The organism is Microbacterium sp. Nx66, assembly GCF_904066215.1.
Taxonomy (GTDB): domain Bacteria; phylum Actinomycetota; class Actinomycetes; order Actinomycetales; family Microbacteriaceae; genus Microbacterium; species Microbacterium meiriae.
In genome coordinates this window covers 3,064,059-3,078,545 of the sequence record NZ_LR880474.1, presented here as the reverse complement: position 1 = coordinate 3,078,545, position 14,487 = coordinate 3,064,059, and the positions used below count along the sequence as shown (strand labels likewise).

Annotated in this window: 10 protein-coding genes; 4 read left to right on the top strand and 6 right to left on the bottom strand. The window is 70.2% G+C overall.

The annotated features are described in order from the left end of the window. Positions 1-31 precede the first annotated feature (31 nt). The 5 genes from MICNX66_RS14865 to MICNX66_RS14845 are packed head-to-tail and all read right to left on the bottom strand — an operon-like array spanning position 32 to position 7,280. Entirely contained in the window at positions 32-2,293 is a 2,262-nt protein-coding gene (locus tag MICNX66_RS14865; RefSeq protein ID WP_187662512.1) for an FAD-dependent oxidoreductase, read from the bottom strand. Between the two features lie 37 nt (positions 2,294-2,330). After that, positions 2,331-4,136: a BNR-4 repeat-containing protein gene (locus tag MICNX66_RS14860; protein ID WP_187662511.1), complete on the bottom strand. Its 1,806-nt coding sequence runs from the start codon at positions 4,134-4,136 to the stop codon at positions 2,331-2,333. An 11-nt stretch (positions 4,137-4,147) separates the two neighbouring features. Then, the gene (locus MICNX66_RS14855; protein ID WP_187662510.1) at positions 4,148-5,473 is read right to left on the bottom strand and encodes an extracellular solute-binding protein; all 1,326 of its coding nucleotides are present in this window, start codon (positions 5,471-5,473) and stop codon (positions 4,148-4,150) included. Between the two features lie 50 nt (positions 5,474-5,523). Next, positions 5,524-6,429: a carbohydrate ABC transporter permease gene (locus MICNX66_RS14850; RefSeq protein ID WP_187662509.1), complete on the bottom strand. Its 906-nt coding sequence runs from the start codon at positions 6,427-6,429 to the stop codon at positions 5,524-5,526. Then, entirely contained in the window at positions 6,426-7,280 is an 855-nt protein-coding gene (locus MICNX66_RS14845) for a carbohydrate ABC transporter permease (protein ID WP_187662508.1), read from the bottom strand. The genes MICNX66_RS14850 and MICNX66_RS14845 overlap by 4 nt, the downstream gene beginning before the upstream one ends. 246 nt (positions 7,281-7,526) lie before the next feature. On the opposite strand from MICNX66_RS14845, the gene MICNX66_RS14840 reads away from it, so the two are divergent. The 4 genes from MICNX66_RS14840 to MICNX66_RS14825 all read left to right on the top strand — a co-directional run bounded on the left by MICNX66_RS14840 (position 7,527) and on the right by MICNX66_RS14825 (position 13,470). Beyond that, the gene (locus tag MICNX66_RS14840) at positions 7,527-7,970 is read left to right on the top strand and encodes a hypothetical protein (protein WP_187662507.1); all 444 of its coding nucleotides are present in this window, start codon (positions 7,527-7,529) and stop codon (positions 7,968-7,970) included. A 160-nt stretch (positions 7,971-8,130) separates the two neighbouring features. After that, a complete protein-coding gene (locus MICNX66_RS14835; RefSeq protein WP_187662506.1) occupies positions 8,131-12,204 on the top strand; it encodes an Ig-like domain-containing protein in 4,074 nt (1,357 codons plus the stop codon). Continuing rightward, complete coding sequence (locus tag MICNX66_RS14830) at positions 12,195-12,800, top strand: SGNH/GDSL hydrolase family protein (protein WP_187662505.1); 606 nt, start codon at positions 12,195-12,197, stop codon at positions 12,798-12,800. Before MICNX66_RS14835 ends, MICNX66_RS14830 begins: the two co-directional genes overlap by 10 nt. A 19-nt stretch (positions 12,801-12,819) precedes the next feature. Continuing rightward, a complete protein-coding gene (locus MICNX66_RS14825) occupies positions 12,820-13,470 on the top strand; it encodes a GntR family transcriptional regulator (RefSeq protein ID WP_187662504.1) in 651 nt (216 codons plus the stop codon). 192 nt (positions 13,471-13,662) lie between these two features. Here MICNX66_RS14825 and MICNX66_RS14820 read toward each other — a convergent pair whose 3' ends face one another. Then, a complete protein-coding gene (locus MICNX66_RS14820) occupies positions 13,663-14,472 on the bottom strand; it encodes an amidohydrolase family protein (protein WP_187662503.1) in 810 nt (269 codons plus the stop codon). Positions 14,473-14,487 lie beyond the last annotated feature (15 nt).

Here is a 14,487-nt window from a genome sequence, read left to right as displayed (position 1 = left end):
CGACGGATGCCCTTCACGTTAGCGCCCTCCGTCACGATTGCACTCGGAACGCGATCACGCGTGCCTCCGCGACGCCGTTCGTCCGCTCCACCACGAGGCGGGCGGCCGTGAAGGCGCCGAGGTCCGCCGGCAGCGGATGCACCCGCAGGCGATGGCGGTTGTCGTGCTCCTCGGCCACGGTGCGCCACTCCTCGGAACCCGCCTGCTGCACCTCGACACGGTAGTCGCGCACGAGCTGGGGCAGCACCTCGTCGGGGCTGCGGTGGTGATGCAGGGTGTTGAGCTCCAGGTCCACGTCGTCGTCGAACACGAGGCGGATTTCGGAGGCCGTGACCGGCTGCTCCCAGTCCAGGCGCAGCCACTGCGGACCCTCGGCCTCCGGGGCGGACGCCCACAGGTGCGGTCCGCCGAACGGACGGTTGTAGCCGGAGACGGCGCGCTCCGGCGCGACGGCCTCGGAGTCCGGGCTCGTGCGGAACGCGGGCACCCGGCCGCGCAGCGGCTTGGTCGGCCACTGCACGAGGAGGCCGTCGCGGTCGACCTGCACGTTGCGGTCGTCGTTGTCGACGCGGTGCACGAGGGTGAGCACCCCTGGCGGCAGCTCGGAGGCGAGCTGCACGTGCACCTGCGGGTTCGCGCGGAGCACGACGATCGCGTTCTGCGGCTCCTCCGGCGCGAAAGGCGTCTCCGCCCGCACCCAGGACGGGCCACCGGCGGCGACGTCGATCACCGTGCGGTGCTCGAGCACCGCGGGCACGATGTTCTGCGGACGGCCGGTGGACCAGACCTCCACCATGACCTGCGTGTCGGCCTCGGCGCTGAGCAGGAGCTCGGTGGTGTCGAGGCGCGGGTGCACGGGGACGACGATGCCGAGGTCGTCCGTCAGGGTGTGCGGGGTCGCCGCGGCCACGGTGCTCTCCGGGGTGCCGATCGTGCGCAGGGTGCTGGACGCGGTGACGGCGGCGGTGCGGGCGAGGTCGGAGGGATCCTCGTTCGCGACTCCGATGAGGGAGGCGTCGGCGCGCAGCAGCGTCTGCCGGAGTTCCGCACGGTGGTTCTCGTACAGCTCCCGGGGCGTGGCGTCGTGGGCGTAGCAGAGGGCGGCGGCGGTGCCCGCGGCCTCGCCCATCGCCGCGCATGTCGCCATCACCCTGGCGGCACCGAAGGCGATGTGCGTGGCCGAGATGTCGCGGCCTGCCATCAGCAGGTTGTCGACGTTGACGGAGTACAGCGAGCGGAACGGGATCTCGAAGACGCCGTCCGAGAAGCGCTGCACCGCGCCCGCCCCCGTCGCGTACATGCCCTCGGCGGGATGCAGGTCGATGGACCAGCCGCCGAACGCGATGCCGTCGTCGAACGACGTCTGCTCCAGGATGTCCTGCTGGCGCAGCGTGTAGTCGCCGATGAAGCGGCGGTACTCGCGCTTGCCGGGGATGTTGCCGATCCATTCCAGTGTCAGGTTGTCGGCGTCGAACTCGCCGGAGTTCTTGATGTGGTCCCAGATGCCGAGGATCACCGCCCGCAGCTCATCGCGGATCGCCTCGTTGTCGTCGACGATGTCGAGCGTGCCGCCCCACTCGATCCACCAGTAGTGCGCCCCGCTGTCGCCGCTGCGGATGATGCGCGACGAGGGGATCGGGGTGGTCGAGATGTCCTTCGCGCTCTCCGGCGCGACGTACTTCACCGGGTGCCCGAGATCCTTCGTATAGAAGAGGAGCGTCGAGCCGAGGAACTCGCGCACGGGCTGCTCGGGCGCCCAGTCCTCACCGAACTCGCTGCGGCTCTCCTTGCCCAGCCGGTGCCGGGCGCCGACGAGACGGCCGACCAGCCCGTCGCCCGTGCAGTCCAGGAACAGGGGCCCGCGGAAGACCGTGCGGATCTCGGAGCCCATCGTCCAGCCGGTGACCGACCGGACCCGACGGGCGTCGTCGGGTCCGGTGGCCTCGGCCTCGAGCACCTCCGTGTTCAGGAACAGCGTGAGGTTGGGCTCGCGGCGCACGATGTCGAGCACCACGTCGTCCCAGTACACGGGGTTGCCCTCGGGGTTGCGGAACTGGTTCTCCCGGTACATCTCGCCGATGATCCCGGTCTCCCGCGCCCACCGCTGGTTGCCGTGGGCGGTCGCTCCGCACACCCAGACCCTCACCTCCGACGAGGAGTTGCCGCCGAGTACCGGCCGGTTGTTGATCAGCACGGTACGTCGGCCGAGGCGGGCGGCCGCGACGGCGGCGCTCACTCCGGCGAGGCCGCCGCCGACGACGATGATGTCGGCTTCGACGGTCTGGGTGCGCATGGGGATGGGTTCCTTTCGGGAGGGGTGGTGGTGCCGCTCAGCGCGCGGCGATCGCTTCGATCTCGTAGACGCGGGCGACGTCGGTGGCGGAGTCGGACGGGTCGGTGATGAGGAGTCGCACGGCGTCGGCGGTCCGTCCCTGGGCGTCGACGACGACCGTCGTCTTCGTGTTGCCGGTGATGGTGCCGACAGTGACCCAGCCGCCGGCGGTCCGGAGCTGCACGGTGAAGTCGCGCAGCACCGACGTCTGCGGCGGCCCGACGGTGTAGCCGCTGCGCACCCGGACGACGTCGAGCGGCGCGGCCTCGTCCCACGCGACCGTGATGGTCGGCTGGGTGTCGGAGGCCGCCGAGATCCACCGGCTCGCATCCGTGCACCCGCCGTCGATGGCCTTCTCCGGGCCGGTGTCGGCGCGGAGCTGGGACGAGGCGGTCGCGGTGCCGCCGAGCGCCAGGTTCTCGCCGCCGGCATCGCCGCGGAGGGAGGCGACGATGGCGGAGAGGCTGGTGGTGCCGGCCTGGCCGTCGCGCGGGATCTCGGCGTGCCGCAGCGTCCCGCCGCCGGGAACAGCGGGGGCGCTGAGGTAGACGACGTCGGTGCCGTCGGCGCGGGTCGCCGCGCGGAGCCGCTGCTGGCCCACGACGGGGTCGCCCACGGTGTCGGCGGTCCATCCGGAAGCTCCGGCGGTCAGCAGCACCGTCTGACTGCGGGTGATTCCGCAGTCCTGCACCGACACCACGGCGTAGACGCGGGTCTCACCGCCCGCGGTCGTCGTGTCGAGGGCGGCGATGGTCTGCACGCCGCCACCCAGGGCGTCCGTGTCCACGAGGGTCTCACTCGTCCAGGCCGAGCCGGTCCAGGTCGCCCATCGCACGTCGAAGGAGTTCTCCGTCTCATCCGCGTACCGGTAGGTCACGCCCACGAGCTCGCCGTCGGCGAGGGCCATCTTCGCGGTCTGCACTGCCGGCACGGCGTCGCCGATGGTCTCGCCGGGCTCGTAGCCGCGCCACACGACGGCGCCGGGGGTGTCCGGGCGGATCGGTGTCGGCAGCGCCTGCCCGGCGACGTCGCGGAAGCCGCCCGTGGCCGGGTCGTACACCGCGTACGAACCGAGGTGACGGTAGGGATCGGCGGGCCACGGACCCCACTCCCACAGCACGTGCACCTTGCCGTCCGTGTCGACCTCGAGGTCGTCCGGGTAGAAGGAGTGGTTCACGGCCGCGGCGATCGTGGTCTCCCGGCTCCACGTCCCGGCGGCGGGGTCGTAGTGGTACAGCACCCCGTCGCGGCGGGCCTGCGGGTCGGCGCCCACCCGCACCATGAGCCAGATGTCGCCGTCGGCGCCCTGCGCGGTGACCGGGTAGGAGATCGCGGCGCCGGCGTCGGGCATCTCGGCGCTCACGTCGACGAGCGAGGTCGCGTCGTAGGGCACGGTGGAGCGGAAGTACTTCCACGGCTCGTGGTGCATGGAGACGAACGCGTGGATGTACCCGTCGCCGTCGATCGCGATGGACGGCTGGTTGTGGCCGTTGTCGTCCGCATACTCCGCGCAGGCCCCGGTCGCCAGGCGCAGGCAGCCCGATGTCCACGTGCCGTCGGCGGCGCGGACGGCCAGGTTCACCTGGTGCTTCGCCGCCACCGAACCGGGCACGTTGTAGGCGAAGTACGTCTCGTCGCCGTCGACGACGAGCGGATTCCACCAGCCGGACTGGTTGGAGCTGTCGACCGTGACGGGTACGGTCTCGACGTCGGGGGTCGCGGCGGCGGCCGGAGCCGGCGCAGCGAGGACGAGTGCGGTGAGGGCGGCGGCAGCGGTGGCGCCGGCCTTCCAGCGGAGGGTCATGGCGATGCTCCTCAGCCCAGCAGCTTCTGCGCCTGGCCGCCGGCCTGCGCCATCGCGTCCTTCGCGCTCTGCTGTCCCACGAGGACGGCCTGCACGCGGTCCGCGATCACGGTCTCGATCTGGGCGTACTGCGGGTACTGCCAGAACGGGTTGGTGGTCGCGGTCGCCGTGATCTTCTCGGCGAAGCGCGAGCCGAACGCGTCGGACGCCACTTCCTTCGAGGCCTGCGCCTCCTCGGTCACGGGCGGCAGTCCGCGCAGCTCGTAGTCGCCGAGCACCGCCTTCAGGTCGCTCGTGGCCCACTGGCCGAAGTCCGCGGCCGTGCGCGTGCTGTCGCCGGCTCCGCCGCCGACGATGGCGATCGCGCCGCCCCAGACGAGAGCGCGCGGGGTGTCGCCCTTCTTCAGGACGGGGCGGGACTCGGGCACGAGCTTGGAGGCGAGGTCCGGATCCGGGGAGTCCTTCGTGACGGACGCGCGGCCCACGGGGGCGTCGTCGTAGATGGCGGCGCGGCCCTGGGAGAACAGCGAGCGGGCGTCGAAGCGGTCGACGTCGGCGGCGATGAGCCCCTGGTCGTACAGCGACTTGTACCAGGTGACCGCCTCGATGCTCGCGTCGTCGCCGATCGTGACCTTGCCGTCCTTGACGAGGTCGCTGCCGAACGTCTGCATCCAGATGAGAACGTCCTTGAGCTGGGCGGCCTTGGTCGAGGCGGCGTAGGGGATGAGGCCGCCGCCGAGGGCCTTGAGCTTCTTCAGCGCCGCCTCGAAGTCGTCGACGGTGGTCGGGAACGTGGAGATCCCCGCCTTCTTCAGGAGCTCCGAGTTGGTGATGAGCCCGATCGCGCCGATGGTCCACGGGAACGCGTACTGCTTCCCGTCGAGCTGCGTGGCCTCCAAGCTCGACGCGGTGTAGCCGCGGCCCTTCGTGAGTGCCGAGACGTCCTCCAGCTTGCCGAGCGCGGCCAGCGAGGCGAGCCAGGCGACGTCGACGTGCGCGGCGCCGGTGAACTGCCCGCCGCGCACCTGCAGCATGAGCTGCTTGAAGTACTCGTTGTAGGGGAAGGAGACCTCGGTGATGCCGACCTCGTTGGTCTTCTTGTAGCCGTCGAGCAGCGCGCGGGTCGCCGGGGCGGCGGCCTCCTCGGTCAGCGACCAGCTGGAGAAGGAGAAGTCGGTGGCGGTGAAGTCGCCGGTGCCGAGTCCGGCGCCGGGGGAGGAGGACGGACTGCCGTTGCCGCCGCCGCTCGGCATGCAACCGGCGAGGAGGAGGCCGGCGGCGCCGAGCCCGGCGAACTGCAGGAGCTGGCGACGGGAGACGGTGGTGTTCTCGGGCATGGGGGTGCTCTCTCTTCTTCGAGGGACTGCGGATGAGGGGGTGGTGCGGGTCAGCCCTTGACCGCGCCGGCGGTGAGCCCGCCGACGAGGAAGCGCTGCAGGGCGATGAACGCGATGGCCACGGGGAGCGAGACCACCAGCGAAGCCGCCATGAGTTCCGGCCAGGCGGTGGACGCCTCGCCGATGAACGTGTTGACGAGTCCCGGCGGCAGGGTCTGCTTGTCGGGGCCGGCGAGCGTGAGGGCGAAGATGAAGTCGTTCCAGCCGCGGACGAACGCGAACAACCCCGCGGCGATGAGGCCGGGCGCGGCCAGCGGCAGCACGATGGAGTGGATGATGCGCATGCGGGAGGCCCCGTCGACGCGGGCGGCCTCGATGAGCTCGTCCGGAATCGTGTCGAAGAAGCCCTTCAACATCCACACGCACAGCGGCAGCGTGAACGTCGTGAACGACAGCACGAGCGCCGTGTAGGTGTTGAGCAGGCCGTATGCCGAGAACACCGCATAGAGGGTGATGAGCAGTAGCGCCTGCGGGAACATCTGCGACGCCAGCACGAAGTACATGAGGCTGCGGCGGCCGCGGTAGCGGAACTTCGAGAACGCGTAGCCCATGTACGCCGACACCAGGACCGAGAGGATCGCGGTGATGACGGAGACGACGATGCTGTTGCGGAGGTAGCCGAACAGGGCCGGGTTGTTCGCGAGGGCGGCGTAGGCCTCGAAGGTGATCTCGGTGGGGAACAGCTTCGGCGGGTAGCTGAACACCTCCGTGCGCGGGGTCAGCGAGGTCGCGAGCAGCCAGTACACCGGCAGCAGCGCGAACCCGCCGAACACGACGACGGCGATCCAGGCGCTCACGGTGGAGGCGCGGTGGTCGGCGCGGTGGCGCCGACGACGGGGTGCGGCGGGCGGGGCGGAGACGGCGGCCACCGTCTCCTCGGTCAGCACGGCGGTCATCGCTTCTCTCCCTTCTCGGACAGGCGGACGTAGACGACGACGAGCGCCATCAGCAGGATCATCCAGAGCAGGCCGATCGCGCCGGCGTGGCCGAGGTCGAAGCCGTCGAACGCGGTCTCGTACACGGCGGTCGCGAACGTCTGGGTGGAGCCGGCGGGACCGCCGCCGGTGAGGACGTAGATGATGTCGAAGTGCTGGAAGTTCCAGATGAACTCCAGCAGGATCACGAGGCCGATGATGCCGCTCATCTGCGGGACCGTGATGGAGAAGAAGCGGCGGACGGTGCCGGCGCCGTCGATCTCGGCGGCCTCGTGCAGCTCGATCGGCACGGTCTGCAGGCCGGCGAGGAGCATGACCATCATCCAGGGGAACGACTGCCAGGTCTTCGCGACGATCACGGCGATCATGGCGGTGGTGGGGTTCGCGAGCCACGCCTGGGGGGAGTCGATGAGGCCGACGGTCTCCAGGGCCGCGTTGAGCACGCCGTAGTTGGCGTTGAAGATCCACATCCACAGGAACGACACGACCACGCCGGGGATCAGCCACGGGATGAGCATGAGGCCGCGGAGCACTTTGGCGCCGCGGATGCGCGTGTTCAGGGCGAGGGCGAGGCCGAAGCCGATCACGAACGGCGCGATGGTCGTGCCGAGGGTGAAGACGAGGGTCTGGGTGAGGAGGGGGAAGAACTCGCCGGTGAGCACGTCGACGATGTTCTGGAAGCCCACGAACTCGCGGCCGGGCTCGACGAGGCTCTGCTTGTAGAACGCGGTGATGAGGGCCGTGATCAGCGGGTACACGACGACGGCGGCGAGGAGCGCGAGGCCGGGAGCCGTGAGGAGGAGCGCGAACATCCCGTCCGAGAGGCGACGGGGCCGGCGACCTGTTCCTATCTGTGAGGAAATGGTCTGTTCTGTCATCTAGGTCATCCTTGGCCTGGGGTGATGTGTCCGCACTCTCGCGGTGCGGTCTCGGGCTTCCTCAGTATTTCCGGCAGATTACGGCGACGTCAACTGGAGAGCGCAATAGTCAGAAAGTGGTGGAAAGTGTTTGTTTTGTGAACTGACTCCTTCGGAGGGAGCCCTCGGTACGATCACGACATGGGGTTCTCACTGCTCGGCCTGGCGGTGAGTCTCGCGATCTTCCTGCCGAACCTGCTGCTGATCCCCTTCCCGCCGAGGCCGAAGCTCGAAAGCCCGGCGGTGCCCCGTGTGCTCCTCGTGTTCGAGAGGGCAGGGCAGGCGCTCTGCATGACGGTCCCGGCGATCACGGCGACCGGCGCAATCGCGTGGGGGTGGGCGGTGCCGGTGGCGCTGGCGGTGCTCGCGTACGGGGCCCTCTGGATCCGCTACCTGCGTCGCGGCCGGCCCGCGTCGGCGCTGTTCGACACCGTCCTCGGCATCCCGGTCCCGATGGCCCTCGCGCCGGTGGCCGCCTTCCTCGGCACAGCGGCTTGGCTGCAGAACCCGTGGATCGCGCTGGCCGCGGTCGTCCTCGCGGTCGGGCACATCCCGACCTCCCTCCTCGCGGCTCGGGATCACTAGGCGTACTGCTCAGTGTGGGGCGGGCGTTCTGACACATCGCCGACCCGAAACGATCAGTATCGATCCTTGCTAGTCGATTATCGATTGGCTACGGTCGGAGCAGCCGCTCCCGCGGCGCCGCGCGCATCGGCCGTGCGGGAAGCGACAGTTCGGAGACGCGATGAAGCGTGTACTGGCAAGCCTGACCCTGGCGGCGGTGTTCGGATCCGCCCTCGGCGCGGCGATCCCGTCGGCGGCTGCGGCCGCGGACGATGACGCCCTCTACCTCGCGCCGGGAGGTGACGACGCGGCCTCCGGCACGATCGACGACCCCCTCGCGACGCTGGAAGGCGCCCGCGACCGGATCCGCGCGCTGAAGGCGGATTCCGCGCTCCCGAACGACGGCCTCACGGTGTACCTCCGGGAGGGCACGTACCCCCGCTCGGCGTCGTTCGAGATCGGCGCGCAGGACTCGGGCACTGCCGACGCCCCCATCACCTACCGCTCGTACCCGGGGGAGACTGCCACCCTCACCGGCGGTCGCGAGCTGCCGCGCGACCAGTTCGCCGCGGTCGACGACGCGGCGGTGACCGACCGCATCATCGACCCAGCTGCCCGCGACCGTGTCGTCGGGATCGACCTCGCCGACCTCGGCATCACCGACTACGGCCAGCTCAGCCGCCACGGCTACTGGAAGGCCAACGACGTCAGCACCACCCCGCCCATGGAGCTGTTCATCGACGGCCAGGGCATGACCCTCGCGCGCTGGCCCAACGCCGACGCGGCCACCCCGACCGTGCAGATGGGCGACATCATCGACGCCGGGCCGGACCGCAACGACGCCGACCTGCAGGAGCGCGGCGGCACGTTCAGCTACGGCTACGACCGCCCGAAGCACTGGACGCAGGCCGAGGACGTCTGGCTGGACGGCATCTTCGGCTACAGCTGGGAGTGGTCGTACAACAAGATCGAGAGCATCGACACCGAGGCGAAGACCATCACCCTCCGCTACGGCGAGATGTCCGGGATCATGAAGAGCTGGTTCCCCGACTTCCACTTCGCGCAGAACCTGCTGGAGGAGCTCGACGCCCCCGGCGAGTACTACATCGACCGCGACGCCGGGAAGCTGTACCTCATCCCCAACGCCGCGTTCACGTCGGGTCGCGGCGCCGTGACGGTGACGACCCTCGACGAGCCGATGCTGCGCGCCGACGGGGCCTCCTACGTGAGCTTCGACGACCTCGTGATGGAGTACGGACGCGCGACGGCCGCGGTCATCCTCGGCGGCTCGCACGTGACGATCTCGCACAGCGACATCCGCAACTTCACCGACGGCGGCGTGCTCATCAACTCGCCAGGCCGCTACACCTACGACGGCATCCCGGTGAACCGCGGCGGCCGCGACCACGCCGTCACCGACAGCCGGCTCACGCACGTCGGCGGCGTCGGCGTGGTGCTCCAGGGCGGTGACAAGACGACGCTCGAACCCGGCCGCAACCGGGTTGAGAACTCCGAGATCGCCGACTTCGCGTACTACCACAAGGCCTACAACCCCGGCGTGATGTTCGACGGCGTCGGCAACATCGCCAGGGACAACGAGATCCACGACGCTCCCCACCCCGGGATCATCGTGCACGGCAACGACCACCTGTTCGAGCGCAACGAGGTGTACGACGTCTGCAAGCAGTTCCACGACCTCGGTGCGATCTACATGAACTCCGGTAAGACCCCGCAGCAGCGCGGCCACGTGTTCCGTGAGAACTACTTCCACGACATCGGCGTCGGCATGGCGGGCGTCGAGGGCATCTACGCCGACAACTTCACGTGGGACCTCACGATCGAGAAGAACGTGTTCGTGAACATGGGCAACGGCGCGATCAAGAGCGGCTCGGCCGACTACATCGAGGCGCGCAACAACGTCTTCGTCGACGCGTACGCCCCGTACGACAACTACGAGCAGTGGATGGGCGACCAGGAGGGCAACGTCGTCGACCGCGACTACATGCCGGCCTGGGAGAAGGTGTTCGCCGACAACAACGACTTCGTGGGCACGCCGTACCTGACCAAGTATCCCGAGCTCGCGCACTTCTTCGAGGACGACCACCACTTCCCGAACCACAGCACCTTCGCCGAGAACGTCGTGTGGAACCCGAACCGGGCCCGGATGGCCGGCGTCAACGAACACGGCGCGAAGGACGGGAAGAACCTCCTGAACTACGAGGACAACTGGGTGGCCGACGCCGACCCCGGCTTCGTGGACGCCGCGAACGGCGACTACACGCTGAAGGCCGATGCGGCCGTGTTCGACCAGATCCCCGGCTTCGAGTCCATCGCCTTCGGCGAGATCGGGGTCGACGGCGCGATCGGGCAGACGCAGCAGCCGCAGACCATCCCGCTCGAGGGCATCGCGTTCGACAGCGACACGCTCACGATCGACGCGGGCGACGAGGTGCGCGTGCGCGCCGTGCCGCTGCCGTGGAACGCCGACGACGCCGCGGTGACCTACGCCTCGGCCGATGCCGCCGTCGCCACCGTGAACGACAAGGGCGTGGTGCTCGGCATGGGCCCCGGCACGACCACGGTCACGGCGACGGCGAAGGCCGATGCCACCAAGACCGCGACCATCGAGGTGATCGTCGAGGAGGGCGACGGCGTGCTGCACTTCACCGACTTCGAGTCGGGGGCGAACGGCTGGCCGACCGACCCGAACCGCTCCATTCAGGTGGATGCATCGGGCGACAAGGTGTACCGCATCCTCAAGGGCGCCAACAGCATCCTGCCGCGGGACTTCACGGAGTTCGTGCTCGACTTCGACGTCACGGCGCCGGCGACGACCCCTGCCAACGCGGGACTCATCGTCTACGACCGCAACGGCAAGGGCGGCGGCTACATCCGCTTCCGTCAGGCCGCGGCCGGTCCGACCTGGACGATCTTCGACGACGCCTGGAAGGTCGTCGCCGAGAAGGTCGTGCCGGCGGCGCAGGGCCTGACCCCCGGGGAGACGTCGCACGTCCGCATCGCGGTGCAGGACGGGCAGATCCGGATCTCCGTGAACGGGGCGATCGCGCTGGAAGGCGCCGACCCCGGCCCCGGCAAGGCCGGTCGGGTCGGGTTCTACGTGGAGAACTACGCCTCGCTCGACTTCGACGACATCGGGTTCTCGCTCTCCGGCGTGCCGGTCACGGGCGTGAGCCTGGACGCCGACGCCGTGGGACTGACCGTGGGGGAGCGGCGGTCCGTCGCGGCCACGGTCGCCCCGGAGGACGCCAGCGACGCCCGGGTCACCTGGACGACCGATGCGCCGGAGGTCGCCACGGTCTCCGGCGGCCGGATCGCGGGGGTCACGGCCGGAACCGCGACGATCACCGCGACCTCGGTCGCCGACCCGAGCCTCAGCGACACGGTCACCGTCACGGTGGACGATGCCGAGTACCCGACCACCCGCCTCGACGGCCAGCTGAAGGACGGGGCGAACTGGAGTCAGTCCGACCACATCGCCGTGGACGACACCGGCGTCGTGATCAGCGGCCAGGGCGTGCACGGCTACGAGGCCGAGCGCTTCGGCGACACCCTGCTGCAGTTCGAGGCGGAGGTCGGTGCCTTCGACGGCGGCTGGTACGGCTTCCAGGCGCGCTCCGATCAGACCGGGCTCCCCGCCTGGCAGAACTCCAACACCGGCTACCTCGCGGTGATCAAGGAGGACGTGATCGAGTTCCAGAGCTGGACCCCGGGCCAGACCATGCTCGACAGCATCCCCAACACCGTCATCGAACCGGGCTCCACGCACCGCATCGAGTTCGGGGCCGTCGCCGAGGACGGTGGCACCCGCATCGTGCTCCGGGTGGACGACGTGACCGTGTGGAACATGGTCGACGCCAGGGAGAACCTCCGCATCGGTGCCGACGGCTTCTTCAACGTCTACCACTACGGCAAGACGAACACCCTGGCCGTGCGGCCGACGCCACCGCCCGCGACGGTGACCGGCATCTGCTGGGCCCCCGAGGCAGACCCGAAGACCCGCTACGTGCGCGGCGAGGCGCTCGACGTGACCGGCATGCTGCTGGGGGTGGACTGGAGCGACGGCTCCCGCACCACGCAGCAGGTGACGGCGGACATGGTCAGCGGCTTCGACAGCAGCAAGGTGCGCCCGCACCACACGCTCACCGTGACGTACGCTGGCGCGAGCGTCGAGCTCCCGATCTCGGTGCGACCCAAGCTCAAGAACGACGAACAGGACGTGCCACGATGCGGGTGACCTTCATCGGAGACTCGATCACCGACGCGGGGCGCGATCGCTCCGACCCCGGGTCCTTCGGCGATGGCTACGTGTCGCTCCTCGCGCCCGAGCTGCAGGCGGCGGGAGCCACGGTCCGCAACCTCGGGATCGCCGGGGACCGCGCCCGCGACCTCGCCGCCCGGTGGGACGCGGAGCTGCTGCCGACGGCGCCGGAGCTGCTGACCGTGTACGTCGGCGTGAACGACATGTGGCGGCGGTTCGACAGCGACGACCCGACCCCGGCCGAGGACTTCGAGGCGACGCTCGGCGACCTCCTCGGCCGCGCGGTGGCGGCGCACGCCCCGCGGCTGATCCTCATGGAGCCGTACTTCCTCCCGGTGACGGAGGAGCAGCGCGCATGGCTCGACGACCTCGACGGGAAACGGGCGGCGGTGCGGGCTCTCGCCGCGGAACACGGGGCGGCGTTCGTGCCGCTGCACGATGTCTTCACGGCGGCCGCGGAGGAGCATCCGGTCGTCGAGCTCGCGCCGGACGGGGTGCACCCGACGCCCCGCGGATCCGCCCTCATCGCGGATGCCTGGCGCACGGCCGCGTCCATTAGCGATAGTCGATAATGGACGTAGACTGATGGTCATGACGGATGCTCTCGGCACGGCCGGACTGCAGCGCGGACTGCTGTCTGATCAGATCTACGCGCTCATCAAGGCGATGATCAAGGACTCCACGCTGGCTCCCGGCGAGCAGCTCGTGGAGTCGCAGCTCGCCCGGCAGATGCAGGTGAGCCAGGCGCCCGTGCGCGACGCCCTCAAGCGGCTCGCCCACGAGGGTCTCGTGTCGCACGTGCGCCATCAGGGCAACTTCGTCGCGAGCTACTCCGCGGAGGAGGCGGCGCAGGCCAAGGTCGCCCGCGTCGAGCTGGAGGGGCTGGCCGGACGGCTGGCCTGCGGAGCGCTCGACCCGGCTCGCCGGGCCGAGCTCGTCGGCCTCATCGCACAGATGCACGAGGCGGCCGAGGCGGAGGACCTCGCCCGGTTCCGCGAGCTCGACTTCACCTTCCACCGTGCGGTGATCGAGGCCAGCGGCAACGTGTACCTCCCCCGCATGTGGGACCTCCTGGAGCCGAGCCTGCGCGTCATGCACGTGCTCGGCGACCCCACCTTCACGGGGGACTGGCACGAGGTCGCGGATTGGCACAAGGGCCTGCTCGACACGCTGGACGACGGTGATGAAGAGGCCGCGTCCTCCCTGTTCCGCGCCCACGCCGCCGGCACCCTCCTCGACTGACCCCCGCGCGAGTTCGCAGTTTCGCACCGGGGTCGCACGGCTGGCCGGAGCCCCTGCGACACGGGGCGGATCCGCGACGGGGGTGCGGAAGTGTCCCGGGGTGGGGAGTCCCTGCGCGGGGTCGCAGTTTCGCACCGAGGTCGCACGGGTGACCAGAGTCCCTGCGACGCGGTGAGGATCTGCGACGGGGGGCTAGGCCGTGAAGGGGGAGAGGCGGTCGGCGGTGCCGGACCAGAATGCTCGAGCTTCGGAAGGGGACAGGGGAGGAAGGGCCCGCCGGGTCGCGGCGAGCACCTCCGCGTAGGTCGTGGTCCGCGTGGACATCGGCCAGTCGCTGCCGAACATCAGCCGGTCCGCGCCGAAGAGGGTGAATGCGGAGCGCAGCAGTTCCTGCGACTCGTCCGCCCCGCGCGCCGCGAGGTCGAGCCCGGAGACCTTCGCCGACACTCCCGGAGCCGACGCGGCCTCGGCGAGGGCGGAGAGCCATGCGGCATCGGCCGTCCGTGCGCCGAGGCCGAGGTGGCAGAGGACGATCGCGGTGCCGGGGTGCCGTCGGGAGAGGGCGGCCGCGGCGGGAAGCTGCTCCGGGCGGATGAGCAGTTCGAGGGTGCGGGCGGTCGCGCCCAGGTGGTCGGCGAGGGCGTCGAGGCCGTCCACATCGGACAGGTCAGCGGCGTACTGCGGCACCGCGGCGCGCACGCCGACCACGGCGGGAGAGAACGCGACTGCGGTGGCGCCGGCGGCCCGTCCCGGCGCGGGGGTGTACTGCAGCACCACGCGCCGCAGGTACGGGTCCCGGGCGGCCGTCGCCGTCAGCCATTCCGCCTCGGCCACCGAGTCCGCTGCTTGCACGGCGATGGCGGAGGAGACGCCGGCGTCCGTCAGCTCCCGCCCGAGGTCTGCGGCCGCGGCATGCCGCGGGAGTCCGAGATCGTCGCGGAACCACGGGATCGGCACGGCGTCCACATCCCAGAGGTGCACGTGGGCGTCGACGATCCGCACGTCAGCTCCTGCGCC